Origin of the sequence: Mesorhizobium sp. M4B.F.Ca.ET.143.01.1.1 (genome assembly GCF_004792275.1) — a bacterium.
Taxonomy (GTDB): Bacteria; Pseudomonadota; Alphaproteobacteria; order Rhizobiales; family Rhizobiaceae; genus Mesorhizobium; species Mesorhizobium abyssinicae.
Genome location: NZ_SRSR01000006.1, coordinates 72,017 through 97,345, shown reverse-complemented (window position 1 = coordinate 97,345; position 25,329 = coordinate 72,017). Strand labels below are relative to the sequence as shown.

19 protein-coding genes and 3 pseudogenes are annotated in these 25,329 nt (G+C 59.2%); 10 read left to right on the top strand and 12 right to left on the bottom strand.

Features of this window, described 5'->3' with window-relative positions; all coding sequences use genetic code 11:
- Nucleotides 1-40: 40 nt before the first annotated feature.
- Both EN786_RS16400 and EN786_RS16395 read left to right on the top strand, forming a co-directional pair.
- Nucleotides 41-745, top strand: a complete 705-nt coding sequence (locus tag EN786_RS16400; protein ID WP_127310692.1) for an SOS response-associated peptidase — start codon at nucleotides 41-43, stop codon at nucleotides 743-745.
- Between the two features lie 501 nt (nucleotides 746-1,246).
- Nucleotides 1,247-1,510 carry a hypothetical protein gene (locus tag EN786_RS16395; RefSeq protein ID WP_127310693.1) on the top strand — a complete coding sequence of 88 codons (264 nt, stop codon included), beginning with the start codon at nucleotides 1,247-1,249 and terminating at the stop codon, nucleotides 1,508-1,510.
- Nucleotides 1,511-1,811: 301 nt separating this feature from the next.
- Here the strand turns inward: EN786_RS16395 and EN786_RS16390 are convergent, their stop codons facing one another.
- A complete protein-coding gene (locus EN786_RS16390; RefSeq protein ID WP_135908662.1) occupies nucleotides 1,812-3,203 on the bottom strand; it encodes a recombinase family protein in 1,392 nt (463 codons plus the stop codon).
- A gap of 1,668 nt (nucleotides 3,204-4,871) precedes the next feature.
- On the opposite strand from EN786_RS16390, the gene EN786_RS16380 reads away from it, so the two are divergent.
- The 3 genes from EN786_RS16380 (at nucleotide 4,872) to EN786_RS16365 (ending at nucleotide 9,845) form a co-directional block, all read left to right on the top strand.
- On the top strand, nucleotides 4,872-5,420 hold the full coding sequence (locus EN786_RS16380; protein ID WP_127309089.1) for a hypothetical protein: 549 nt from the start codon (nucleotides 4,872-4,874) through the stop codon (nucleotides 5,418-5,420).
- A 991-nt stretch (nucleotides 5,421-6,411) separates the two neighbouring features.
- Nucleotides 6,412-7,554, top strand: a complete 1,143-nt coding sequence (locus tag EN786_RS16370; RefSeq protein WP_127309091.1) for a hypothetical protein — start codon at nucleotides 6,412-6,414, stop codon at nucleotides 7,552-7,554.
- A 680-nt stretch (nucleotides 7,555-8,234) separates the two neighbouring features.
- Nucleotides 8,235-9,845 carry an AAA family ATPase gene (locus EN786_RS16365; RefSeq protein ID WP_189340237.1) on the top strand — a complete coding sequence of 537 codons (1,611 nt, stop codon included), beginning with the start codon at nucleotides 8,235-8,237 and terminating at the stop codon, nucleotides 9,843-9,845.
- Nucleotides 9,846-9,926: 81 nt separating this feature from the next.
- Here EN786_RS16365 and EN786_RS38650 read toward each other — a convergent pair whose 3' ends face one another.
- Nucleotides 9,927-10,244: a hypothetical protein gene (locus tag EN786_RS38650; protein WP_127309093.1), complete on the bottom strand. Its 318-nt coding sequence runs from the start codon at nucleotides 10,242-10,244 to the stop codon at nucleotides 9,927-9,929.
- 153 nt (nucleotides 10,245-10,397) lie between these two features.
- Between EN786_RS38650 and EN786_RS16355 the strand changes: the two genes are divergently transcribed.
- Both EN786_RS16355 and EN786_RS16350 read left to right on the top strand, forming a co-directional pair.
- Nucleotides 10,398-10,679: a hypothetical protein gene (locus EN786_RS16355; protein WP_245478130.1), complete on the top strand. Its 282-nt coding sequence runs from the start codon at nucleotides 10,398-10,400 to the stop codon at nucleotides 10,677-10,679.
- 2 nt (nucleotides 10,680-10,681) lie between these two features.
- Nucleotides 10,682-11,362: a hypothetical protein gene (locus EN786_RS16350; protein WP_127309094.1), complete on the top strand. Its 681-nt coding sequence runs from the start codon at nucleotides 10,682-10,684 to the stop codon at nucleotides 11,360-11,362.
- Nucleotides 11,363-11,876: 514 nt separating this feature from the next.
- Here EN786_RS16350 and EN786_RS38645 read toward each other — a convergent pair.
- Genes EN786_RS38645 through EN786_RS16345 form a run of 3 tightly spaced genes read right to left on the bottom strand, consistent with a single transcriptional unit; the run spans nucleotide 11,877 to nucleotide 15,670 of the window.
- Nucleotides 11,877-12,338 (bottom strand): hypothetical protein, encoded by a 462-nt coding sequence (locus EN786_RS38645; RefSeq protein ID WP_245454879.1) that lies wholly within the window; start codon nucleotides 12,336-12,338, stop codon nucleotides 11,877-11,879.
- Nucleotides 12,307-13,218 carry a shikimate kinase gene (locus EN786_RS39290; RefSeq protein ID WP_245454709.1) on the bottom strand — a complete coding sequence of 304 codons (912 nt, stop codon included), beginning with the start codon at nucleotides 13,216-13,218 and terminating at the stop codon, nucleotides 12,307-12,309. Before EN786_RS39290 ends, EN786_RS38645 begins: the two co-directional genes overlap by 32 nt.
- Nucleotides 13,199-15,670, bottom strand: coding sequence for a hypothetical protein (locus tag EN786_RS16345; RefSeq protein ID WP_245455307.1), 2,472 nt, complete (start codon nucleotides 15,668-15,670; stop codon nucleotides 13,199-13,201). Before EN786_RS16345 ends, EN786_RS39290 begins: the two co-directional genes overlap by 20 nt.
- Before the next feature lie 422 nt (nucleotides 15,671-16,092).
- Here EN786_RS16345 and EN786_RS16340 point away from each other — a divergent pair, with 422 nt between their 5' ends.
- The gene (locus tag EN786_RS16340; protein ID WP_126057614.1) at nucleotides 16,093-18,675 is read left to right on the top strand and encodes an EAL domain-containing protein; all 2,583 of its coding nucleotides are present in this window, start codon (nucleotides 16,093-16,095) and stop codon (nucleotides 18,673-18,675) included.
- A 314-nt stretch (nucleotides 18,676-18,989) separates the two neighbouring features.
- Here EN786_RS16340 and EN786_RS37735 read toward each other — a convergent pair.
- Nucleotides 18,990-19,503, bottom strand: a pseudogene (locus EN786_RS37735) (transposase); the annotation flags it as partial.
- A 122-nt stretch (nucleotides 19,504-19,625) separates the two neighbouring features.
- Between EN786_RS37735 and EN786_RS16330 the strand changes: the two are divergent.
- Together EN786_RS16330 and EN786_RS16325 are read left to right on the top strand one after the other, a co-directional pair.
- A complete protein-coding gene (locus EN786_RS16330) occupies nucleotides 19,626-19,838 on the top strand; it encodes a hypothetical protein (protein ID WP_126057615.1) in 213 nt (70 codons plus the stop codon).
- Nucleotides 19,738-20,020: pseudogene (locus EN786_RS16325) on the top strand (transposase); the annotation flags it as partial. The gene EN786_RS16330 and the pseudogene EN786_RS16325, both read left to right, overlap by 101 nt.
- A 298-nt stretch (nucleotides 20,021-20,318) precedes the next feature.
- Here the strand turns inward: EN786_RS16325 and EN786_RS16320 are convergent.
- The 6 genes and pseudogenes from EN786_RS16320 to EN786_RS16290 all read right to left on the bottom strand — a co-directional run.
- Nucleotides 20,319-21,101: pseudogene (locus EN786_RS16320) on the bottom strand (sensor histidine kinase); the annotation flags it as partial.
- Between the two features lie 29 nt (nucleotides 21,102-21,130).
- Nucleotides 21,131-21,763, bottom strand: coding sequence for an Hsp20/alpha crystallin family protein (locus EN786_RS16315; protein WP_126057616.1), 633 nt, complete (start codon nucleotides 21,761-21,763; stop codon nucleotides 21,131-21,133).
- A gap of 531 nt (nucleotides 21,764-22,294) precedes the next feature.
- Nucleotides 22,295-22,519 (bottom strand): DUF982 domain-containing protein, encoded by a 225-nt coding sequence (locus EN786_RS16310; RefSeq protein ID WP_245454712.1) that lies wholly within the window; start codon nucleotides 22,517-22,519, stop codon nucleotides 22,295-22,297.
- A gap of 627 nt (nucleotides 22,520-23,146) precedes the next feature.
- Nucleotides 23,147-23,962, bottom strand: a complete 816-nt coding sequence (locus tag EN786_RS16300) for a hydroxymethylpyrimidine/phosphomethylpyrimidine kinase (protein ID WP_126057617.1) — start codon at nucleotides 23,960-23,962, stop codon at nucleotides 23,147-23,149.
- On the bottom strand, nucleotides 23,953-24,558 hold the full coding sequence (locus EN786_RS16295; protein ID WP_126057618.1) for a thiamine phosphate synthase: 606 nt from the start codon (nucleotides 24,556-24,558) through the stop codon (nucleotides 23,953-23,955). Before EN786_RS16295 ends, EN786_RS16300 begins: the two co-directional genes overlap by 10 nt.
- Nucleotides 24,555-25,328, bottom strand: coding sequence for a thiazole synthase (locus EN786_RS16290; RefSeq protein ID WP_126057619.1), 774 nt, complete (start codon nucleotides 25,326-25,328; stop codon nucleotides 24,555-24,557). The genes EN786_RS16295 and EN786_RS16290 overlap by 4 nt, the downstream gene beginning before the upstream one ends.
- Between the last annotated feature and the right edge of the window lies 1 nt (nucleotide 25,329).

Here is a 25,329-nt window from a genome sequence, read left to right as displayed (position 1 = left end):
GCATTGCTTGTGCCCGATGGTGTAGGGCACACTCGGAGCCATGTGCAATCTCTACAACATCACCACCACCCAAGACGCCATCCGCGAGTGGACCCGCGCTATGCGGGACATCATGGGCAACCTTGAGCCCTCGCTGGATGTCTACCCCAACATGCCCGGCGGTGTTGTCCGCAACGCCCCCGATGGGCAGCGCGAGCTTGCCAAGCTGCTTTGGGGCATGCCAACGCCGGCAGAGCGGGTGCAGGGCAAGGCGGACTACGGGACTACCGACATTCGCAATCCGCAGTATGGCCACTGGCAGCAATTCGTTGGCGTGGAGAACCGCTGTGTGGTGCCCGTCACGAGCTTCGCGGAGCCGAGCCCCACGCCCAACGACAAGGACCCTGAGACGGGCATACAGCGGAACTACTGGTTTGCCCGGAGCGAGGACCGCCCGCTGTTCTTCTTCGCGGGCATGTGGACGCGCTGGCAGGGTATCCGCAGGGTCAAGGACGGGCCGGGCGACTTCGAGCTTTGCGGCTTCTTCACCACCAAGCCCAACGCCCTCATAGTGCCGATCCACGAGAAGGCGATGCCGGTGATCCTCACCACTCGGGAAGAGGTGGAGACCTGGCTCGTTGCACCTTGGTCCGAAGCGCGGCACCTGCAGCGGACAGCCCCGGACGATGCCTTGGTGATTGTCGAGAAGCCGGCCACACAGATCAAGTTTCCACAGCAGGCTCCGGCCCAGGGGGGCCTGTTCTAGGAGCAATAGAGAGATCGAGGAGGTGTCTTTATGTGGTGCCGCATTGTTCGCCACACCTTAGCAATCTCATGGCTCGGTGTCGTGCAGCCTTCTTTGGCAGCAGGGATTGCGGTCGAAGGAGATGTCGATTGTGGGATATGGGTCAAGGCAAGGACGGAAGGGCAATCCGCCATCCTTGAGGGCTATGTGCTTGGGCTCATGAACGGGTTGGCGCTCGCGTCACAGATTGAATTTTGGCAAGCGACAGGTGTGCCGGTCGGTCGAGAGCAGGTCTTTCTGTGGATGGACAACTACTGCCGAGCAAATCCCTTGTCGCGGACAGCCGTGGGGGCAGTCGCCCTTATGATAGAGCACACGGGAGACAGATTCCGGCAGAGCATTGCGAAGTGAGGCCCGGCTTTAGTCATCCTTCCAGATCACACGGCGGGCCATACGGACCCCTACAAGCCGTGTCACGCGTAGCTTTTGACGAGACGCACCCCACGGTGGCGTGAGGCGGCCATGGGCGAAAGCATCCTCCCGCAGCGGCAGACCCCGAGGCTCATCGTGGTCACCGCCTTCGACCGGGACGATGAGGGCACCCTCCAGGCCGTCTACGGGCCGGCAGAGCAGCAGAGTGAGGAGCGGGCCATAAGGACCGCAAAGGCGCTGGCGGGCAAGCATGCCGGCGCGATTGCGTGGTCCCGTGAGGCCAATCCGTCGATAGGTGAGTACGGCGAACCGAAGACGCTCTTTGTCGCTGGGGACGTGCCGGACATGGAATAAAGCCCCCTGCAACACGAACTGCGGAAAACGATCTCGCCGGGCTGAAGCCGGGGAGCGTTAGTGGCCGTTCTGCGAGCGGCCGCCATGGCGTAGGTTTACAGATTCGGACAAATGCGGCGATGATCGCCGCAAATCGGCCAAAAGATAAACAACAACGGCTAATGACATGCCCGTGCGTAGCTTACGAATCGCCTTCTGCTTTGCGAGGCCTCGGCGCGGAATCGTGCTCGGGGCGTTACAATTCTGAGCCGAGCCCTGGGACCCGGCATCCCACTAAAGCTATGCATAGCTAGCTCTTTCCTCATGAGTCTTGGCTGAACGCTTCGCTTTGGGCCCTTTTTGCCATGGCCCTTTTCTGCGCCGCCGAGATCGCTTCCCGTTTGGTGGTCGGGAAACCTGCCAACCCATATGCTTTGATCATCGAGCCAAATCGCTCGGTGAACATCTGGTGTGTGGGAAGGTTTGGGTCTGCATCGATCAGCGCAAGGGTGACGTAGCCGAACGTAGCGTGTAACCGGCGGATGCCATCTAGGAGCTGATCATCGGAGTAGTTGCGCTTGCGCTTAGGAACACGCCAGCGGCACTCATATCCGACTGCCGCATACGCAGCCCGAAGACCACCAAAATGCTCGACATACGTTCTGCAACAAGGCGTGTACTGACAGTAGTCAATGATGACCGACGACAGCTTCCCCTTTTCTCTTAAGAGCCGCTCAAGCCGATCGATCATGTCTTGTTTGGAGAAGGCGTAGCCGGTTCGGCGTCCGATCTGCTGTTGGGCTCTTGCGAACTGCCTTGCCCCGACGATTGGTTCCATTACTCGTGTTCTGATCCACAGGGCTGGAGGATTTCGCTTAGCCGGTCCTCTCATTCGCTGTGTTTTTCTGTTGTACACGTAGTAGCCGACCATCAATTCGCTCGTGAGGACAGTTCTGACGCGTGCGAACGTCCACGTCCCACCGTTGGTCGAAGGGATGTCCCTGCCATTTAGTTCTCTGGCGATACTCGACATGCTTTGGTTTTGCTTAACGAACATGCGGAAAATGCGCCGGACGACCCGAAGTTCATCGATTGGACCGGGCACGAAAACAACCCGATCAGTACTAAGGCCCTTCTGTTCGCCGAAGCCCAGGACAAACCGTGGCTGTCTATCTTTGCTGACCAAAAGACGTCTTATGCCGTAGGGTATCTGGCCGCCTTGCTTAAAGCCTAGACGAGCTTGCTGTTTCTGTGCCCTGGAAACCTTCTCCGACAGTTCGCGGCTGTACTCGCCAGCCATGACCCGCTTCAGGTTCTTGACGATCGTCGAAACCATGCTGCCGTCGTTCTCGAACGGCTCACCGCAATATTCCACGGCAACCCCGGCCTCTCGGCAAAGAAACTCATAATGGGCTGATTGGTCCGTATCCTGAAATCGACCCCACCGGCTGACGTCCAGAACCAAGATCGCCGAGTAGGTGCGTTGGCCTGTCACCACATCACCCAGCAACTGTTTGAGGCCGTTCCTCCCTTTTAGGCTTAGGCCACTTTTTCCAGCGTCGGCGTATGTCTGAACGATGGCGAAACCTCTCGCCTCGGCATATTCCGCAATGGCGGCAATCTGGTTTTCCAGAGAGTAGCGCTGATGCTCCGTCGACATGCGAAGGTACTGCGCTGCCGGTATGCGGATAACGTTGGAAAGATTAGTCACCATAGTGCACTCTCGTGTAAATAGATCGGGCCGACACGTGCCGCACTAACCCTAAGGATGCTATACCGGTTTCCAGATGCCGCCAAGCGTGCGGAGGGATGGGAATAAGAGATTTATACGCGTTTGCCTATATTCTCTAATTATTCTTTATCGACCACTTGCGTACCTATCGCTGGCGTGAGGATGCGGGCCGCTGGTTCCACTTCCAAGGTCGGCTATTCCAACTTTCAATTGCAGTTGCTTAGTCAGCGCAAATCGGCTCCGAAGCCATTGCATCTCTCGCGTGACATGAGACCTGACTTCTGGACCGGTGCAAAACGGGCAAGCGTTGGGGATCATCTTTCCTCGGGCTTCAAATGGAGCGGAAAGCAGTCTGCCCGGTGCTTCCCACTAAGTGTGAGTCGGTACCCAGCCTGCTGGACGTCCTAGAGATTTTCGCTGGCGGTGCGGAAGGCTCCCTAGGGTAGGCACCCCGAGTGCCGTTGCGTAGTCGTGCGAGGCCATCCCAACGGCGACGTGACCGGAGGCTCATGAGGGAGGAGCATCGGGGTCGATCTCGTATGAGAACTTTCCCGAGTTCGGGGGTAGTCTGGACAACGTGAGGCCGGCCCCGACATGCAGTAGTGATTGACCGAGCGGCGATACTCCATTGTGGCGATGGAGCGTAACAGCACAATGACCGCGAGGGCCAAGACACCAAATGCGATCAACGCCGCTATCTTGTTCCTAGGTCTACGGCGTTCGGCCAGATGCCCATCAATTGGCCTTGGCTCTAGGGCAGCTATTTGCGCTGTAATGATCGCAGTAGCGCCAGAGGTGATAGCTTCGGCCTGTTGCGACGCTGCCGGCACAATCTCCCCCTCCCAGCTGGAACCGGCCGAACCCCCGTTAGGAAACTCGTGACTGCTGCCGCTGCGTTATCCGGCCAGCCGGCCTCTCGAAACTCAGCTAACCATCGTGCGGGCTCCCGCCCTCGAAATGTTTTGTAGCGGTCAGGTGATGCGGGATTCGGTGTCGGCATTGGTTTCCCCATGGAGGCGAACGCCTGCGGTGCGCCCCCGCAGACAGCCTCCTCGTGCCCCCTTGATCGGGGAGTTGGAAAACCGAGTTCCGGTTCCTGCGGCCTTTAGTTCCGGAGAACCTGGACATACGCCACAGGCTCCCCGACCATCGAAAAGTCGAGGACAGACACCGATGCTTTCGGCGTCATGCTTTGAACTCAGGGTTTCCACACCCCGGAGCGCCGCGTGAGCACTCGGCGACGACTCTATCCAAAACGGTCAACGCAATGCAAGGCGGCTAGCGGGGAGGGGACGACGCGTCAGATTCTGCTAGTCCGCTTAGGGAGGTAGGCTCGTGGATTGCCTTTGCAACTCCGCTGAATTGCCCTGCACGACGACGGCAAAACGTTACACCCGACACAAGGGTCACAACTCGCTGAAAAACTGAAAGAAGTTAAGCGCCCTCTATGTCATTTGTTGCACCTGAATGTTACACCAACTTAAGCTTAAGTAATTGATTTAATTGACAAATTATCGCTTTTGGGGTATGCGACTCTCATTGCAAGCTGATCGAGACTCTCCTATGTCAACTAACCACTTTGCGGCCGCAGCGGACTTTGGCCTCCACCCAAACCAATTCACCTATCTCGCATGGGCTGTTGGGCCTTGCTTGAACGTTTACAGAGGTTCAACGGGGATCACGGTTTCTGCCTGGGAAATTCAGCGGGCTGACACAGGTGAATTGTTTGATCGCTATTTCATTCCTAGCAGAGGCGCCAACCGCCGCGAGTGGGAAGCCACGATCATGGGAATTGCCGGCGTGTGCGAGCGACTCCCGCTAAACTCCGCAGTGTTGATCCGAGTCCGACAGGAGGAGCTTGCCGAGGCTTATGCATGCGGCTTTCGCAAGACCAGCGGAAAACCGATGGCAGGGCAAGAATTCTGGTCCAAGTTATTGGCTGTGATCGCTGACAAAGCCCTTCGGGTTACAGTTGAGTTCGCCGTCGAGGACAATACCTTCTGCACCCTGAGGGAGGACGCCAAAAAAGAGGGGATCAAGCAATTCGAAAAGCTTGGCGAGTCCAGTGTTCGAGCTTCTGTTGAGATCGCAAAACCGAAACGCCCGATAAGGCCGAGTTTTGATCCTGCCGAAGGGGGCGAAATCGACGAGCCTGCTTTGATCTTGAGACGGCCGAAACCAGATCGCCGGAAGGTGTAGGTTGAGCGCCAATCGAAATGCAATGACATGACTGGCGATCTCTGTTCCATCCCCGGATGTGGCCGTCCCACGGCTTATTCCGCGGGCAAAGGGCGTGCTGCCTTCCATTGTCGCTATCACGTGCAGCGAAAGGCTCGTCACGGCTCATACTGGTGCGCTACCTATCGGGCGGCCGAGCTTAGGCCCTACGTGGTCGCTGCCTCCCTGTGGCTTGCAGAATGTCCGCAACAGGGTGCCGTCGGTGCTGCGGTGCGAGAACTTGCCCATATCCTTGCCGGCGCGGGACGTGTTGACCCAGCAATGAACCTCCGCGGGCAGCCGGCGAGCTACAGAGCACGTGTCGCGTTCGCCCGGCTGCGAGAGGCCGGCATTGAGCCTCGCCGCTTGCTGGCCATTTATCTGGGGGTTAGCGCGTTGATCGAAGATGACCTTGGGTCCCATCGCACTCGGGAGTTCAAAATCGTACAGGCTGCGAAGGCGGTTCACCGGCTGGCCAGCGGAACCCACAGAAGCTGGGAGATGTTCAACCCGCTAGGGCCAGACATTCACACGGAGCTTCACGCCTACCCAAGATCTTCGGGGCTCGTGCTGCGGAAGATCGGGGAGAGGCTGGAGAAGGCCGGAGAATTTCTAGCCCCCGAGGCCCTGCCAAAGGTTATCGCCATGAAGACCTCCAAGCGTGGCCCTCATCCTTCCCATCTCCCGGGTTGGCGTCCTACATGGGACACGAGGCCGCATTAACCAATGAATTTTCTCTTCACACGGGCGGGTGACCTGGTTGGGCTTACCGGGTCCGCACATGTTGGGTGACGCCGTGACTTCGTTCGGGCGAGGCATGCCGTCAGGGATCGTTCTAGACCCTTATCGCCGCGCAAATGGCGCCAACCTTAGGGCAGCTGTTGCGAGGCTCGCGAGAGACCTTGAGGCTGCCGAAATGCGCCTGGGGCTGCGCAAAAGGCAGCGAGATGACGAAGCTCGGGATAGGTTCCGTTTGGCCGTCGAGGTATTAGCTTGCAATTTTCTGGTCATCCAAATGGCCGCAAGTGACAGGCCTCTAGCCGTGCCGAAAAGTAGCGCTGCAATGTGGGGCCCTGCGCGTTCCAAGCCGAAGGTTTACGGGAAGCACTTCCTTGATGCGCTAACCGTGATCGAGCACCCACAGATGGGCATGATTGAGCGAGTCGCAACCGGCTACAAGTTCGAGGCCGGCGCAGGCGGACTCTCGACCGTTCGCGCTCGCCCAGAGTTACTTTCCGCCCTCGCCGTATCGGTGAATAGTTGGGAGGAATTTACACGAGAGCCGCCGACCGAAGTGCTAATCCTCAAAGCCGCGAAGGTGAAGGGACAGGAAGCAGTTGAGCTCGACTATCGTGATACGGGTAGGACGTGGAAGCTCCGGAAAGAGATAGAGGTGATCAACGAATATCTGTCCTCAGCCCCCATTCATCTCGCTGGCGGCCCTGGGCAGCATGATGCGGATGGGCAGCCGGTAGACCCCACCAAGCGGTTCGTTCGCCGCATCTTCAACAATGGCGTTTGGACTGAAGGAGGGCGGCTCTACGGGGCATTCTGGGAAACGATGCCGAAAGCCATGCGGCGCGACTTACTGCGAATTGGTTCGGCTAAGGAGCCTGAGGGCGAACCCATCGCCAATGTGGATTATGGTCAGCTCTTCCCGCGACTGGCTTACGTGAGAGCGGATGTCTCCGAGCCTCCAGCCGAACTCTACGATGTTTTCGGCGACGGCTCTTCACGGGCTGGCGTGAAGAAGCTCCTCAATGCGCTCCTGTTTCACAAAGGCCGGCTCACGCATTGGCCAATTGGGACGGCCAAACACTTCGGAGGCATGAAGCTGGCCGATGCCGTCGCAGCCATCTATTCAGCGCATCAGCCAATAGCCCACCTCTTTGGAACGGGCATAGGCCATAACCTCGCATTCATGGAGAGCAATATTCTCATTGAGGTGCTGGCGCGTCTCCGGTTCAGGAACATCGTCGCTCTGCCGCTGCACGATGCCGTGCTCGTTGCTCAGTCGAACGCCGAAACCGCTAAGCATGAGATGCAAGAGGCCTTCGCGACGGTGCTGGGGCGCAACTCACGCGTACCGGTCTCTGTCGAAATAACGTATTCATAACAGCATGTTAGTTGGCGCTAAGGCCTTACGTCTCCTCTAATGCATAAGGGGAGAAGCGTGGGGGGGTGGCGCTCTAAGAGGTGGCAGTGCGGCCCTGTGTGGAGGAGGGGTATTCAGCCCCCCAATCCCCCTTCATCACTGAAGCCCTCGGAGCCCAACGATATGTCCACCCCATGGCCCGTCCACTAAGTGATCCAGTTGCTTCCCCTGCGTGGCGGGCCGTCATGGCAGCATAGTGGTTTGCATCTCGGGTGCACATGACGCAGCAATGAGAGGACGGTGGATAGACCGGCTCGGTATACGAAGGAACGTGGCGCCTGGCCTCAAGGCGACTCTAAGCAGCAGCGAAAGCATTTAGGGGTGGGTGGAGCGCAGCCAATGAGCGCTCTTCGGCAGGCGCCCTGATGTTTACCGGAAGCTGCACCTTGGTTGCCGTACTGCTGCGGCTGCCGATGGGAATTGTGACCCTGCCTATGCACAATGGACTGATGATCGCACGACCCCAATGGCCGCTTTCAATGCAAATGAGTGCGACTCTGGACGGCAAACTGCGGGACTGGTGATTCCAGTTGTGCTCAAACAGCTGCTCTGAAATACCGTAGAGTGGATGTGAGTCCTTCGGGGGGACTATGATAACGAATTTACGATTCCACATTGGGTCGCAACCGGGCGCCAACCCGTTGACGATTCCTATAGAGCCATCAATCACGATTTTTGTGGGCCCGAACAACTCTGGCAAAAGCCTTGCTCTGTCAGAAATTCAACAGTGGTTGTCTCAGGGGCATCTGAAGAACACTTCTCTTTTGGCGGAAATGGAATTTTCCCCACTCACCGCAGAGGAAGCGGACGCATATATCGGCACCGTTAGAGCACTCCCAAGGTTGGACGAGAATCTGGGTGCAGAATTTATAGTTGTTCAGCTTCCCAATGGAAGAAACCACGTCCATAGACAGAATTTTGCGGTCAGCCTCGCAAATCCCCAAAAGGATCCAGCTAATTTCGCGAGGATGTATGCAATTCACAAAAGCCTTAATCTCGACGGGCCGGCGAGAGTAAATTTATGTAATCCCCAGGATCGAGGTGACCTCAAAAGTCCCCAATCTGCATTTGCTAGACTTTTCACTAACGATGAACGTCGACGTCGATTGAGCAATTTGGTTCATGACGCCACGGGGCAGTATCTCGTGATTGATGCTACCGAAGGCGGTCAACTTCAGGTCCGTTTTGCTGACCGATTGCCTGAGGACGAGAGATCGCTGGGAGACGCCAACATCCAGTTTATGAAGAATGCAAGGCCGCTGGGTAGCGTGAGTGATGGCGTTAGGGCCTATGCCGGAATTTTGGTTCAAATGCTCGCTGGAGACCCGAGAGTTATAACGATCGACGAACCCGAGGCCTTTCTGCATCCGGCCCTCGCACGGTCGCTCGGGACTGAGATCGCAAACGCTGCCGTCAAAGAGCACAAAATAGTTTTTGCCTCCACGCACAGCCCGCAATTTGTGATGGGCGCAATTGAGTCCGGTGCCCGGGTTAACATCATCAGGCTGACCTATTCGCAAGGCGTGGGGACAGTCAGGCTTCTCTCGAACGATGCCCTGCGGACACTGATGAATGACCCTCTATTGAGATCGACGGGGGTTCTGGAGGCAATCTTTTACAACTTCGTGATTGTCACAGAAGCGGATGCTGATCGCGCATTCTATGGAGAGATCAACCAGCGCCTCCTAGGCACGGGCGACTCGCGAGGCATAAAGGCCGGACTATTTCTGAACGCCAATGGCAAGGATACCGTGCCCCGGATCGTTACTCCTCTTCGAGCATTGGGCATTCCTTCAGCGAGCATCGTCGATCTCGACGTTTTGAAGGAGGGAGGCGAGGTTTGGACGCGGCATCTCATGGGGGCCGGCATTCCAGATGGTGAACGCGACGCCTATCGAACTCGACGCAGGGCCGTGCTCTTGAGTTTGGAGGCTTTGGCTCCTGCCGATTTCAAAACTGGCGGCGGGATTTCTCTTCTAACTGGACATCGTCTTGAGGCTGCGGAGAATTTGCTAGATGATTTGGCCCGCTACGGCATGTTTGTGGTGCCGATCGGCGAAGTTGAAGCCTGGCTTTCCGGGCTTAATGTGCCGCGAGCAAAACACAGGTGGCTTAGGCAGATATTCGAAGCCATGGGGGGAGACCCGGCGTCTGCTGACTATGTGCGGCCTGCAGAAGGCGATGTCTGGGACTTTGTCGGCTATATGAAACGGTGGCTTTCAAACTCGAACCGCCGGGGCATCCCCTGTTAATTTTGCGGCATCGACGCCCAGCACTGTGTCGCGCAATCCGCTCCGAAGCTTGTTGGCTGCCTTGTTTTGGCGAGAGCGACTTTACACCTTCGCCTTACGCCAGCCGGCCCACCACGCCTCCCATTGCGAACAGAACCATCGCTCCCCACGGGCCGGGTTTATGCGGGCGGCCAAATAGTAGGCCTGCCCCGGCAAATGGTAGATGTGCTCGCCCCACTCGTTGATGTTGCCCTTGATGTCGCAGCCGGGCTTATGAAAAGCGACTTGGCTAGACGATGAGCCAGCGGCATGGACAGTTGGAAGGCGGGGCTCGTCGCTCACCGCAAAGTATGCGGCCGAAGAACCAATCAGGAGGGCCAACGTGACTGGGAGGCGGGCGGCCAACAGCGAGCGCCACATGGGTCTCCGTCGCCTTATCTTAATGCGAGCTGTTTCCCCCATTGCTCACCTCCCTAGGGAGAATGTGCCAATAACTTCTGAGAGTCTAGAAGCCCCCCGTTGCCTCATGGGGCACTTGCCGCCATGTTTCAGCGAAGGATAGGGGGAGATTCGATGCGTTCACTCGCAGCACTTGGAATACTTGTCTCGTCACTTCTTGCCGGTTCCACTTCGGCTGAAGCATTCTATTATTGCACCGAGCCCACGGCTCCGTCCTGCACCTCGCGTTTCGGGAGCTTTGATGACGAATGGGAATTCGATCGGTGCAAGCGCGAAATGAAGAACTACCAGTCCGATGTGGAGACTTTCATCGCTTGCAACAATAGCGCCAACGAGCAGGCTGTCTCCGACTACAGCGATGCCGTTAAGAAGTTCAATCGCAGAGCTGGAAACTGACGATGGGCGACCTAGTTGCGAGCATCCAAACGTGGTCGATGGTGATTACCGCGCTAGCAACCATGGCGCTTGGTGTTTTCACTTGGGTACTGGCGCGAGAGACAAACCGACTCTCAAGCGCGACATCGCAAGCTCATGTGGTGGCGACCCTTGAGCCGAACCAGTGGGCCCTCAACCATGTTGACCTTATCGTCACCAACACGGGGAACGGCTCAGCGCATGACGTTGCAATCGCCTTTAACCCAGAGCTGGAAAAGTACCAGGGCGAGAGCAAGGACCGCCCCCTGCGGCACATAGGCCTTCTCAAGCCCGGGCAATCGGTATCAAGTTATGTCGGGGACAATAAGCTCTACCACGACAAAACCTACCAAGTCTCCACCAGTTGGAAGCATCGCCCAGGCGAGCGCGAGCGGCAATCACTTAGCTACGAGTTATCCATGGGGGACTATGAGGGCTACGGTCACCTGGGTGCTCGCTCCCCGTTTATTCAAATGGCGGAGCAACTTAAGAAGCTGCGGGAAGACTGGGAGTGGGTGGCGAGGGGGTCTCACAAAATCAAAACGGACAACTATTCCAGCAGCGACCGTGAGAAGGAGCGGAAGCGATTAGAGGCACTACGCAAGAGCCAAACAAAACCTCAGAGGACACGCCGGACACCCAAGGGCGGAGGGAAAAAAGAGTGATATTGGGGCACCGCTGTGGGGCACCGACTCTTCTTGGTGATCGAAAAATTAAAGCTTTTTCAGATACTTAAGGAAGCTTAGAAAGAATGGCGGAGAGGGAGGGATTCGGTTTCACGCCTATCCTGCTGAAAATGCTAATCTTTTCGCGCTTTTTGTTACGCAGTTTGTTACACTGCTACAACTGCGATTTACAATCGCTCTTTTGAGCTCGCCTGCCCAATCCATCTTATCTGTCGAAACCGACGCAATGGCGCGGCGGTGGATTGGGTCACTCTGTCATAGTATCCGCGCTTCATTAAGTTGACGATGCCGTTTAGACTCGGAGCTGATCCTTTCCGGTCGATCACCAGGATTTGGCGCGCGACCCGGCACCGGCGGTTCGTCTTTGTACGTTTGTGTCATCCAGGCCGGATCAACTCGGCCATCAGGCTTCTCACGACTTATGCATGCGTTTCCCACTTTTATTAGCATTCGGTGCGAACCCGCACCCTGCACCAAACCTGCGACGCCTAAGCTATCGTCCTCGACTTGAGCGTTCCCTGCTTCTCGTGGAAGACGCTAAATTCGCTCGTGCGTTATTGCCGGCCAGCAAAGGCTGCGGGTCGGCGGTGAGGGTGTCGAGGAGCGGCGGCCGTTCCCTTTCACTCAATAGTGCCGCCGGCGCCTGGATGGTTTCCACGACGCCGCCCCCGCAATCGTAGCCGTTGTGATGATCATCGTGCATGCGCTGAGCTGTTGGGGACATGCTGATGGCGGTGCCGGAAGCACCGGAGACATGTGATATCTCGGCAGCGGGCAGAGCGGCTTCTCTGTCGCTGCACAGGAAAGCGTAGAGTTCCTTCACGCAAATGCGGGCGTCCTTCTTGTCTTTTTGAAAGGGCGGGACGAGGGGCAACCTGATATCGGCCTTTTGGTAGAACGGACTGCGCTCTTCGTACAGCTGGTCAACCTTCTGCTCGATGTCGGCGCCTTGCAGCAGCGGCCGGCTGGTGTCCCTCTCGAGGCGCCTGCGGAGCTCTTTCAGCTCGGGTGTCGAGCCAGATCGACCTCGCCTTATTAAGAATCAGGGCTTGATTGGACTCCTTGCCAAAGCAGCCGCCGCCGGTTGCGATGACGATGGGGCCTCTCTCCAGCTGCTTGGCGAGCTCTTTGGTCTCCAGGTCCCTGAAGTGCGCCTCGCCACGGCCAGGGTCGGCGAACATCTCCATCAGATTGCCGTGATCGGCGACGATATGCTTATCGATGTCGACAAACTCCACCCCCAACTCCTTGGCAAGCTGGGCGCCGATGGTCGACTTGCCGCTCGCCGGCATGCCGACGAGCACGACCGGCCGCGTACCGAGGGCCGCGAGGATCTCGCCGGCTTGCGGCGAGCGAGCGACCGCAATCTGTTGTCTTGCGACGATGGGCGACCTGGAGGTCCCTGCCGCCCTCGACCTGCTTTCTCCTGACGAGTCCCAGTGTAATATCTCCCAGGCACCACGGGGAATGGGGACTAGCTGTGAGCTCTGCGCGCGGTGCGCGAGCTCGGCCCGATAACTGGCCGGCGTAGGGAACTCGACCTCGAAGCGATAGTTCTGCGCGGTTCTGAACGCCGTGTGAACGCCGCGTAACCGCGGCCTGTCCATCCTGATGACCCAGTTGGTGGTCTCGACCTCGCTGCAGTCCCGCTCCTCGAAGGCCAGTGCCGCCTTCCTGAAGGCGCGCGTAAAAGCCTCGTCCGGGATCTCGAAGACATGGCGCACGGCATTGGTGACCAGTTGGGCCTCCGGCGCCGTGCTCACGCTCTGGCCGGTCAACTCGTCGGCTATCCAGACCTGCCCGCCCGACCGTTGGTCAAGATGCGGCACCTTCACCTCGATGCCGTCCTGCCGCAAAAGCTCGGCAACCGCATGCACAATTTTTGGTAATCGCGCTTTCTTGCGCTTCGGCGGGGGCGGCTTCGAGCCTGGCCCGCTCAAGGGCCTGTTCGCTGCTCAGCGTTATCGTGCTGGCGCGGTCGTCTTCGGCCGAGATTGCTAAGGCGCTGAGCAGAATGCGCTTTTCGACGGCGAGTCTGATCGAGGCCTCCATGACCGATGCCGCCAGCGTGGGGTTGTCCTTCAGATCCGCCAGGCTGCCATCGACGTCGAACCGGCCCTGGTGGAGCTTTGCCGCCTGCGCCTTGACATATGGCGCCGACTTGAAGCCCGGCCTCTGCTCCAAGAGCCGCTGCAATTCGGTGGTTTTTTGCATGAACACCCGCGCACCGGTATCGGACTTGTAGGCGTCAGTGCCGACCTTGATGCCGACGCTCAACAGATTGATGGCGCTTTCATGCAGCTTGACTTCCGACTGCTCATGAGCCGGCTCGCTATTGAGCTGCAGGTTCCAGTCCTGGAGCTCGGCCACTAACAACGCGGCCAGTTCGCAGGCCACCGGATGCCTGGCGGCCTTGCTGTCTTCCCTCGCCCTGGCGATGAGCTCATGGAGGGCCTGGCCATCCGGCCGATCTTCCTGCAACAGTGCGCGGATGTCGGCCTTGAGCTCATTATGAATGCCCTCGTAGGTGCCGAAGATGGCACGCTCGGCAAACCAGCGTTGCGCCTCCAGCGGCTGCGCCAGCACGTTGCGCTGCAGGCAGCTGTAGGTCTCCAGCACCAGCCCGGTGGCCGACAGGATCTGCTTGGACCGGGTGAACTGGTAGCCGCTTTTCTCAATGGCCGGCGTGTGCGACTTCGGCGGCTTCATCGAGGCGATGCCGCGCGCCTGCAGCTGCGCGTCGAACTGGCGCACATGCTCGTAAAGGCGAGGCTGGTCGCCAATGATGACGACGGTGTCGCCATCAAAATCGCCGTCGAGCATTTTTTGTTCGACGCTTGGAACCGCAACCAAAGAGCCGGGCGCGAACACCTCCGTCGCCTGCAGGATGCCGACGCACTCGAGCGCGGTGTCGGCCTTGACCCGGTCCTTTTCCTCCAGCCAGTACGAATGGCACTTTACGTCCTCGGCAGACATCACGACCCCGCGCTCGGCGAAGTCCGCCGGCCACATTTCGTCGGGCACAACGATCAAGATGCCTTTGGCAAAGAAGGTCGGATCGTCGGCGGCAAGCCCAGCCCCCGACCTGTGCGCGAAGTTGAAGCTATATTGGAAGGCCACGCACCGATCCAGGAACGCCGCGGTCCGGTCGCCATCGCGCGCCGACCTGACCCGGTCGGCGGCGAACGGGCGCAGGTTGGGCTTGTCATAGGGGGAGCGTCCGACAAGCACGCCAGCGTCACGGGTCAAGGTCTTGCTCTTGCCCGTCGGCACATGCAGGCATTCGTCGCTGGACGGCACGGCGATAGCGCTCGAACCCTCGATATGCCCGCCCGTGACCGTCCGGAACAGCTCCTCGGCGGTGAGGCTTTGATGGGTTTCGAGCCAAGCCTGAGCCTTCTCGCGGGTCTCCTGTGCTACCTCGACGCTACGCGGATAATGTTGCAGCGCCGAGGGCGGTACCGCCGATTGCCTTTTATCGGCATAGGCAGGCATCCGCTCGGGAGCGTCGTGGCGAGCCCGGGCAATGGACGGCATGCGCTCGGCCAGTGAGGCCCTAATGAAGCCGCAGCCGTCATGCGGCCGCAAGGCGATCTCGCCGTCTCGCCCCTCGAACCGGAAGGGATGCACTGCGCCTGCGGGATGGTCGGGCAGAAGGGACAGCTTGAAGCACCCTTCCAGCGCATAATCATGGGGGCCAATGTCGGGGATGCCCGGCGGCGCGGCAAATCCGCGGCGCTGGGTATAGTAATAGGCTTCCTTGAACGGCGCCCAGGCCCGCGACAGCTGCTCAAAGGCCGTACCCGGAGCCGTCTCGGCATAGGGGATCGCCAAAAGCTTGCCGCTTGGGGCCTCTGCGGCCGTGAAAGGCAGGTGAGAGGCAAGCTGGTTCAGGCTCTTTTGCGGCGGCTTCAGTTTGCTGCCGCCGAACAGGTCCATGCGGTAGGGCACGCCCTCCACGGTGAACGTGCGTGTCAGCATGGCTCCAGTCGGAGTTCCCTTTAGCTGCACCGCCACCACCTTCACCGCGCCCGAGGTCAAGCGGTGGAAAATGGAATAGCGCAACTCGGCTTCGCTGGCCAGCGGCCGGCCTTGCATGTCGACCACCGGCAGCCGCATCAGTCCGGCATCGCCTTGCGGCGGTCTCGGCTCGTGGTCCATGGCCTGAAGGACCCGATGGACATCGAAGCTGGAGGCTGCATGCTGGGCCTGGATCATCGATGCGTTCTGCGCCATGAAGGTGTCGAGCGCTTCGAGCGGCTCCTTCGCCTCGATCTCGGCGATCACGCTCGAGTTCGCGCACCGCCTCGGCGCGCGCCGCGGCGCTCCTTCCTCGGCTGATGAACACTGCCGATCATAGATTCGACTGCCAGCCTCAAAGCCCCATCGTCGTGCATAATATGGGCTGGCCTCGCTACATTCGAAGGGGATCGAAGGCCGATCCCACGGTGCGGTGAAAGAAGCTGCAAGCGGCTTCCAAGACTAGGTGCGAGCACCTCGATCTCATTGTAGGCCCGTCATCGGATCATATGGAAATCGGTGAGCTTCATCCGCCGGCCTTTTACAACGTGGTTTGGTCGATCCTCTAGGGGATTACGCAGTCTTAAGCCAGCATTAATACCTTAGACGCGACACTAGGAATACTTTTACTATTCGCTAAAGCTCGATGCTATTTGACGAGGACTGGTCTTGCGTTTGCAGTTTTCTAGATGAGAGGGCTAAAGGACATTAGCGTCGGGACCAAGCTCTCGTTGGGCTTTGGGCTGGCGCTGCTGTGCGTCGTGGCCGTGGGAGTATTTGGGGTCGCGCAACTGCGATCACTCAACAAGGTCACGAGCGAGATCACCAGCGTTTGGTTGCCCCAGGTCCAGATCGTCGGCGAGATGAAGCGCAACCTCGCGGAACACCAGCTCTATGCGACGTTGCGCGTGCGCACTGCCGAGGCTGCGCAGATAGCCGGCATTGAGAAGGAGATGGCGAGGGAAAGCGACGAAATACTGCAAGGTCGGCGCGCCTATCGCCGGAGTGCCGGATCGCTGGCCGAGCAGCAGCTGTTCGACCAGTTCGTCAACCTATGGACGGCCTACGAAGATTCCCTGACATCGATTTTCCCGCTCCTCGAAACAGGAGGGCGAACAATGGCTGTCAAGGAGTTCGAGACGGTATCGCTCCCGACCGTTGCCGCCGCCACGCAGCGATTGGACGACCTGCTGGCCCTCACCAACGAGCGCAGCACGGCCGCGGCGGTGATGGCGGACAGGACCTACACCGTTGCGCAAAGATTGACTTGGCTGGCAGTTCTTTTTGCCGCCGGGTGTCTTGGTGGGCTTGTCGCCTGGATACGCCACAATGTCAGCAAGCCGATCCTCGCCGTGACCGAGGCGATGCGTTGCTTGGCGCAGGGCGAGCGCCGTTCGAGTCTCATTGCGCTGAAAAGGGATCGGCAGGACGAGGTTGGAGTGCTGTTCTCGGCCTTTGCCGGCTACCGGGCCAGCCTGGAGCGCAGCGATGCCTTGGCCCGAGAAGCCGAGCTGGAGCGGCAGCAATTGGCCGCGGCCGCCGCCAATATGCCCGTAGGGCTTTGCATGTTCGATGCGGAGAGGCGGCTGGTTCTGTGCAACCAAAGCTACGCCGATCTCTACCATGTGCCGGAGCCCCTGACTCGTCCCGGCACGCCGTGGATCGATTTGATGCGGTTCCGGATCGCGGCGGGCCTCTATGCCGGCCATGACCCGGAAAAGTATGTGCAGCAGCTGACGGAGACCATCGATCGCGCAGAGCGGACGGTGAGCCTGGTGGAACTCAGGGACGGACGCACCATCGACCTCATCCATCAGCCACTGCCGGGCGGCGGGTGGCTTGCCACTCACCATGACGTGACCGACTTGCGGCGGAGCGAAGCCAAGATTTCATACATGGCGCGCCACGACGGACTTACCGAGCTTCCAAATCGCATATTGTTCCGCGAACGCGCCGAGGAGGCTTTGGTCGAGATGCGGCGTGATGGTAGCAAGATTGCTTTCCACTGCCTCGATCTCGATCATTTCAAGATGGTCAACGACACGCTGGGGCACCCGGTTGGCGACGCCTTGCTGAAGGAGGTCGCCGCCAGACTGAAACAGGTGGCCCGTGAAGGCGACACCGTGGCAAGGCTCGGCGGCGATGAGTTCGTGATCATTCAAACCGCGGTTGATCAGCCGGTCGAGGCGACAGCTCTTGCCCAACGGGTCATTGATGGGCTGAGCGCACCTTATGTCGTCGATGGCCACGGGGTTATGATCAGCGCCAGCATCGGCATCTCGATCGCGCCGGACGATGGCATTGACGCCGACCAACTTCTCAAGACCGGCGACATGGCGCTCTACCGGGCGAAGGCGGAAGGCCGCGGAACCTACAGGTTCTTCGAACCGGAAATGGATGCGCGCATGCAGGCGCGGCGGTTTCTCGAACTCGACCTGCGCGAAGCGGTGGTGCGGCAGCAGTTCGAAATCTACTACCAACCGCTCCTCAATCTCGACCGCGGCGAGGTCAGCTGCTTCGAGGCGCTGCTGCGCTGGCATCACCCGACGCGCGGCATCGTATCCCCGGGAGAATTCATCCCGCTGGCCGAGGACATCGGCCTCATCGTCCCGATCGGTGAATGGGTTATCAAGCAAGCCTGTCTCGACGCGGCAAGCTGGCCCGGTAGCATCAAGGTCGCCGTCAATCTGTGCCCGGCGCAATTTCGCAACGCGCGCTTGCTCTCCACCATCGTCGAGGCATTGGATATCTCGGGACTGCCCCCCAGCCGGCTTGAGCTTGAGATCACCGAGACAGTGCTGCTGGCCAACAGCCAGGCGACTCTCTCGATGCTGCAACATATCCACATGCTCGGCGTTCATATCGCGATGGACGACTTCGGAACCGGATATTCGAGCTTGAGCTATCTGCGCTCGTTCCCATTCGACAAGATCAAGATCGATCAATCCTTCATCACGGACGCCGGAGATATCGACAGTTCCGTCGCCATCATTCGAGCGGTCACGAGCCTCGGCAACAGCCTCGGGATGCAGACCACCGCCGAGGGCGTCGAGACCGTGGAGCAGCTGGAACGGGTCCGAAGAGAAGGCTGCACCGAGGCGCAGGGCTTCCTGCTCAGCCGCCCGCTGCCCGCGCGGGACATCCCCGCGATGCTGGAGCGGACCCGCGCCGTGGTGGCGGGCGAGATCATTGAGACCGAACCCGAAACGTCAGGCGAGCGAGACACGGACAAGCCGGGCAGGCGTCGCAGTAGGGCGTCTGTCCCCGCCTAACCGGGATGCAAGCGAAAAACAGTGCCAACGAACATGAGTTTGCCGGCCTAGTTCAGGCCGCCACTCGGATCATGTCGATAGCGGGTGTGTAGGTCGGCGCGGCTCGAAATTAGGTGTGCTGAGCGCCGGTCAAAGTGGGATTAGCTTGTCATATCGATTATGGGATCCAGGTTGAACCCGACTTGCAGGACTCTGCTCGTAACCGAGCAGATCAACCTCACATTCGGTCGCTGCTCTTCACGGCTGCACCAACATCCCGCCTACGGCCGCTGGGCTCGGGCGACGAGACCATTCTGAGTGAGCGGCGTTTTATATACCCGTTCGGTCGTCAGTACCTTGCGTTCACGACAGATACGCCGGCGATCCTCCTGCTCCGGTGTTGGCTCTTTGACCATTGCACATATGCGCGGTTCGCCTCGCTTGAAGGCAAGGAGAGACGAGCGTTTCACCATCGATCTTATCGGTTTTGGCTCGGCGACTGCGACGAGACACTGCGATAGAAGCGGGATCAACGACGTAGCTCTCGATCCCCGCCTTGCTCAGAACCCGATGGATCCAGGAGCCATCGAGCCCGGCTTCCTGGATAGCGACGACGGGGAAGTCTGGCCCCATGCGTGCTCTTGCCTTCTCTCGCACGCTATCGAAGCGACGGAACAAGGCGGATAAATCACCACTGGGGACACTGTGTTTCGACAACTTCTCGCCGCCACCTGGCGACAACGACGAGATCAGCCAGGTTGAACGGCTGAGCTCCAGCGATACGAAGATTGCGCCCAGACCAGTCCGGATAGCAGTCAGAGTTTCGGATCGGTCGGCCACTACATGCATGGTGTTCCTCCGCGGGGTGTTTGTTAGCAGCGTCACTCTGCCAGAGCACGCGCCGCTATCCATCCGTCGCCATGGGATCTGGTGATTGTTCATGTCGCCGATTCCCGCGAAGGAACGCCACCATGACCAAGATTGAAAGTAAGACCGCCAGCGCTGCCGTCAAAGACATTCTGCTTTCAGACCCGGACGGACTTCACGAAATGATCCGTGCGGTGATGCAGGAGGTGCTCGAGGCCGAGATGGACGACGGTGGAGGAGACCATCGAGCGCACGCTGACCTTCTTTTGCCTGCCGCGCCAGCATCACAAGCATCTCAAGAGCACCAACATGCTTGAACGGCTCAATGAGGAAATCCGCCGGCGCACCTATGTCGTGCGCATCTTCCCCAACGCCGAAAGCTGCCTGCGCCTCGTCAGGGCGCCGGCTGTCGAAACCAACGAAAACTGGATGGAGGCCCTACATCAACATTGACGACCTGCGCGAGCACAAGAAGCTCGCTCTACGCCAAGCCGCATGACCAGCATCGTGGCCGCCCCATTTTGCAGAACTTGACGCACACAACCGCCACTTCGAGTTTACCGACCGCACCGAGTCATCCACGCAAAGACCTGCGCAGCGTCAGCTTCAGAGCTTGGTCCCACCGGCTGAACGCCAAAAAAGCGGATCTTGGCCATCGGAAGCGCCCTCAACCGACTGAGAGGTTTCGGCTTATGCGATGCGACTGGCAGTCCTGCGCTCCGGGGACAAGGCCGTGGCGGCAGAAGATCCCCTGGACATCAGGCGATGTCCGGAAGGCAGCATCGTAGTAACGGTTTTTACGCCGCTCGCGGCACGCGCGAGGTGAACGTCGCCCGGGTGACCGACACGCTGGTGCCGTCAATATCGCTGATAATCTCCACCCTGGCCTCCAGTTGTTTCACCAGTGCTTCGACGATGGCTGTTCCAAGTCCGGTAGCCGGTACGTCGTTGGCGATCTTGCCGACGCCATTGTCCGAAACCGTCAGTTTCCAGTCACTGCCCGCGGTCTCGTAGCTCACCTGGATGCGAGCGCCGGTTCTCTTCTTGGGGAAAGCATATTTGATGGCGTTGAGCACGAGTTCGGTGACAATTAGTCCCAGACTGACTGCCCTTTGCGAATCTATCCTGCCGCCTTCGGCCATTACGGTGACCGTGATCGGCTGGGCTTCGCCGACCATCGACGAGGCGAGGCTGCTGCACAATTTCGGTAGGTAAGAGCCGACATCGATCTCGTCGACGCCGGCGGAGGTGTGGAGATGGCGTTGCACCTCGGCCACGGACAGAACGCGCTGATGGGCGTCCTTGAGATGCTGGCGCGTCTCTTCCGACGTCACCGAGCGTGCCTTCAGCAACAGGATCGAGGCAATGATCTGCAGGCTGTTGGCAACCCGATGCTCCATCTCGCGCAGCAGGACGTCTTTCTGCCGAAGCAGGTCTTCGGTGCGACCGAGCAGTTCTTCCTTCTCCCGCTCGATGATACGACGGGCCGTTATGTCATTGAAGGCGAGAAGGATGGTGATGGCCGAACTATGGTCGTAAAGCACCTTGCGGGCATTGAGCAGCATGGTGCGACGGCCGATCCGCGTTCCTGAGCCATGCTTGCCTCCCTCTATCCCTTGATCTGGATCTTCTTCGGCCGATCCGCCTCCGGCCGGTGCAACTCGACTTCGAGCAGCCCGTTGGCGAAACGCGCCTCGACCCGTTCCGGGTCGACGCGGAATGGCAATTGCACTGTCCGGGAGAAGGTCCCATAGGCGCGCTCACGGCGGTGCCAGACGGATTTCTCGTCCTCCGTTCGAGGCTCGCGCGTTCCCTTCAATGTCAGAATGTTCTCGCGCACCGTGAGGCCGATTTCGTCAGGTGATATCCCCGGCAGTTCCGCGGCCACCGCCACGCTGTCCTCGCCAGTCCAAAGATTGATCGGCGGAAACTCCTGAGCGGCGCTGGCGGTCAGCCCGGCCAAACGCTGGTTTACTTCCTGTTGCATGCGCCGCATTTCCACAAACGGATCGAACCCGATGCGGCCGAAATCCGACAAAAGCATGTACATCCTCCTATGATTCACGACCTTGCATGATTGCCACGCGCGACACGTGCGTGCGCACCGGAAGCGGAATCGATCGATGGCAACAGGAGGGGCGATCAGCACAGAGACCGAGCGGCCCGATCGCGCAACCTCGCAGAATGCGAGAAAGAGGGGTTCGGGCAGACGCCGGAACACATCCTCCTTGCGAAGCGACATGAACCGAACTCGATCCACCGTAGGGCCGGACCGTCATTCCCGTGCCAGGACCCGATAGCGGCATCCGGCTTTATCATTAGGTGGCCCCAAATGGCCTTTCACGAGGTGATCTTTGACATTCCACCAGTCACCTCTTCGGCAACAGCGGGGTCCCTTCGAATCCGTAGCCACGTTGCCTCTAGTCGCTGATTTGGCTTCCCTTTGCGCAACTGTCGGGATCGACGAAGCGTCCCGAATTGCACCGCGGTTCGATCAACTGATCGCAGGCGACGCGCCGCATCGTCATGGTAGCTGACGAATGAATCGGCATGACACGTCGCAGTGACCGAGACATCAAGCCAGCACCTATGTCGGCTTGCCGCAAGTCAAAAGAATCCAGCCCTGCGTGCCGCGTTCGCTGACCTTCGCCAGTGACGCCATTTGCATTTCGGCCGGACAGATGGGCACAGACATGTGCAATTCCCGCATCGCCCATTATTGGAACTCACAAGGCGGCGTTCTTTCCGTCTTGGCGAGCAGCGGGCCAACGCGTTACCGGCGGTGATCTTCCTGCAGCTTTAAATCAGTCGCCACCAACGACGAAATCAGATTTGGCCAGCACGCCGGCAATCCTGGCAAATCCCACAATGCTTGCCGCGCCTGCTCGGGTGTCATCTGTCCGGCGATCGCTGCGTTGCTGCTTCTCACCGCGCAACTGAATACCGGTCCCCGACGCGCTTTTGGCCACTGATTCAGGAATACGAGCGCTTCGCGCACTGTGTTGATGTCGTGACGACGTCGTTGGTCTTAACCTGGACCGGCGATAGGAAAGCCAGACCGGTTATTCTTACCTCCCTGCGATCGCACGCTGGATCTTTCATTCGGTGGTTGGTTGCGTGACAGGTTTCGAACGTTAGGTCTTGTTTTCTCTGGAAGATCGGGCTGTACGACATAATCCAAATGTTGCGACGCAGCGAAGGCTTCTGCTGGTTCCCGAGTTGAAAAAGCCAGTTGCACCTGGATGAGTGTGTCGCCGCCACCCAATAGCCCATCAGATGTTCAATGGCAGGCGGCGTCCGACGCTCGAACAGCAAGCGCCACGGCCGGCGGGTAGCCGATGCCACAGCTTTGGAGCTGCCCCGGATACTATTATAAGACCGATTGACGCGGGGCTCGACGCGTTTGCGGCAAATAAGCTCGAGTGTGGACAGAGATGTGACGTTCTATTGAGTCGCTGACCCAATCGGTAGCGACCTGGTGATCCACGCAACCAATTCCGGTCGTTTCTGTCACTAAGAACTCGATATTCGCTATTTGCACCTCGAAAGTCGCATAATTGGCAGTGAGAAACTCAACGCGTTGTGAGGATGGCATAGAGAAGCAGTAGCCCCTTCTCTAGTCTCGCTACGGGAAAAATTCTGGAAAATGGGTCTGCTTGGCTGGACGCAGAACGCTGTGGTTATTCAGCCGGCATTTCTGAAGCCTCTCCAAGACAAACAGCTTGCCTTCGCGCACGCTGTCTTCGAGCGGCTTCGGCTTCGCCAGATGCGCCGCAATCGCGCTGGCCAGCATGCAACCTGTCCCGCGCATCGATGTGGCAAGGCGCGGTGCATCGAAGCGGATGGGTTCGTGCCCGGAGCGTAACAGAATATCGGTCGACCGGGTTCCCGACGCATGCCCACCCTTGATCAGCAGGGCTTGAGGGCCGGCGGCCAGCAGTCTTTTTCCTTGTTGGAGCGCTCCGTCCTCATCCACTGCCAGTTCGGAGCCACTAAGGAGCGCCAGTTCAGGGAGGTTGGGCGTGACAATGCAGCAAAGCGGCATAAGATCGCGCTTCATGGCAGCGATAGCGCCTGCTTGCAGAAGTGCGCGGCCTGAGGTGGAGGCCAGCACAGGGTCGAGTACTGCGGGGACATGCGGAAATTTGCGCAGCACTGCGGCAACGGCAACAATGATCTTGGCAGTCGCCAGCATGCCGATCTTGATTGTGGCCACGTCGTTGGCCTGCAGCGCGGCGCACATCTGATTGGCCACCAGGCTAGGTGGCGAATAATAGATTTCGATCACGGCGTCATGCGTTTGCACCGTTAGCGCTGTGACGGCGAGACAGGTGCGCACGCCAATGGCAGAGATCGTCTCGATATCGCGTGCAATTCCAGCACCGCCACTGGAGTCCGATCCACCGACGACAAGCACATGTGGTTCTCGCCTCAGCGCCATTGGTCCGTCTTTTCGATCCATTCTCGCGTGCGCGCCTCGGGGTCGTCGTTGAGCGTGATGTCGGTCACCACCGCCGCGCTGTCCGCGCCAGCCGCAAAGACACCGTCGAGCCGCTCAGGGTTGAGGCCACCAATGGCGACCAATTGAAACGGCGCGACCTGGCGCTTCCATTCGCTGATCCGTTCGACCCCTTGCGGCGCCCATTTCATCTTCTTCAGGATGGTCGGATAGATGGGTCCAAGCGCTATGTAGTCAGGCTCGGCGGCCATCGCCGTTTCCAGCTCCTGATGATCATGTGTGCTCAGTCCGAGCCTTACGCCGGCTGCCCGTATCGCCAAGAGGTCAGCGGTCTGCAAATCCTCCTGGCCGAGATGTATGAAGTCGCAGCCTTCCTCGATTGCCAGGCGCCAGTGGTCGTTGACGATGAGTTGGCACTGGTATCGAGCACACAAGGCCTTCGCGGTGCGGATCTCCGCGCGCAACCCAGCCTCATCCACGGTCTTGATGCGCAGTTGCAGAAGCCGGACTCCGAGTGGGACCAGCCGTTCGATCCAGGCAGCGCTGTCGACGATCAGATAAAAGGGATCGAGCTTCATGAAAAAACGGCCCTGCCGACCATCGGTGTCGATGGCACGGCGACGTCGCGCGGTTCGAGCATTCCCGAACTGAACGCCTCACGACCGGCGTCGACCGCCTTACCGAAAGCACGCGCCATGCCGACCGGATATGCCGCCTTGGCGACCGCTGTGTTCAGGAGCACGGCGTCAAAGCCGAGTTCCATGACGGTGGCCGCGTGCGACGGCCGTCCGAGCCCCGCATCCACAATCAGCGGGACGCCAGGGAAATATCCGCGCATCGAGCGCAGCGCCGTCATGTTGACCGGTCCCAAGGCGGAACCGATCGGTGCGCACCACGGCATCAGGACCTTGCAGCCCGTTTCCAGCAGCCGCTCGGCGACAACGAGATCGTCGGTGGTATAGGGGAATACCGCAAAGCCGTCCTCGCACAGGATGCGGGCGGCTTCAACCAGACCGAACACATCCGGCTGTAGCGTGTCGTGATTGCCGATCACTTCGAGCTTGATCCAGTTGGTGCCGAAGACCTCGCGCGCCATTTTCGCGGTGGTGACGGCTTCCTTGACGGAGAGGCAGCCGGCGGTATTGGGCAGGATTCTGGCGCCCAGCGAGCGGATCAACGACCAGAATTGTTCGCCGGCTCTACCGCCCGCCATCTCACGCCGCAACGAGACGGTCACCACCGACGTGCCCGACGCCTTGACTGCATCGGCAAGGATGGCCGGCGAAGGATATTGAGCGGTGCCGAGAAGCAGGCGCGACGAAAGCTCGGTTCCATAAAGCTCCAACATG

What these genes read in the sequence shown, in the direction of transcription:
- EN786_RS16400 (WP_127310692.1), top strand. Translation starts at nt 41, where the DNA reads ATGTGCAATCTCTACAACATCACCACCACCCAAGACGCCATCCGCGAG.
- EN786_RS16395 (WP_127310693.1), top strand. Translation starts at nt 1,247, where the DNA reads ATGGGCGAAAGCATCCTCCCGCAGCGGCAGACCCCGAGGCTCATCGTG.
- EN786_RS16390 (WP_135908662.1), bottom strand. Translation starts at nt 3,203, where the DNA reads ATGGTGACTAATCTTTCCAACGTTATCCGCATACCGGCAGCGCAGTAC.
- EN786_RS38650 (WP_127309093.1), bottom strand. Translation starts at nt 10,244, where the DNA reads ATGTGGCGCTCGCTGTTGGCCGCCCGCCTCCCAGTCACGTTGGCCCTC.
- EN786_RS16355 (WP_245478130.1), top strand. Translation starts at nt 10,398, where the DNA reads ATGCGTTCACTCGCAGCACTTGGAATACTTGTCTCGTCACTTCTTGCC.
- EN786_RS16350 (WP_127309094.1), top strand. Translation starts at nt 10,682, where the DNA reads ATGGGCGACCTAGTTGCGAGCATCCAAACGTGGTCGATGGTGATTACC.
- EN786_RS16340 (WP_126057614.1), top strand. Translation starts at nt 16,093, where the DNA reads ATGAGAGGGCTAAAGGACATTAGCGTCGGGACCAAGCTCTCGTTGGGC.
- EN786_RS16330 (WP_126057615.1), top strand. Translation starts at nt 19,626, where the DNA reads ATGACCAAGATTGAAAGTAAGACCGCCAGCGCTGCCGTCAAAGACATT.
- EN786_RS16315 (WP_126057616.1), bottom strand. Translation starts at nt 21,763, where the DNA reads ATGTCGCTTCGCAAGGAGGATGTGTTCCGGCGTCTGCCCGAACCCCTC.
- EN786_RS16300 (WP_126057617.1), bottom strand. Translation starts at nt 23,962, where the DNA reads ATGGCGCTGAGGCGAGAACCACATGTGCTTGTCGTCGGTGGATCGGAC.
- EN786_RS16295 (WP_126057618.1), bottom strand. Translation starts at nt 24,558, where the DNA reads ATGAAGCTCGATCCCTTTTATCTGATCGTCGACAGCGCTGCCTGGATC.
- EN786_RS16290 (WP_126057619.1), bottom strand. Translation starts at nt 25,328, where the DNA reads ATGTTGGAGCTTTATGGAACCGAGCTTTCGTCGCGCCTGCTTCTCGGC.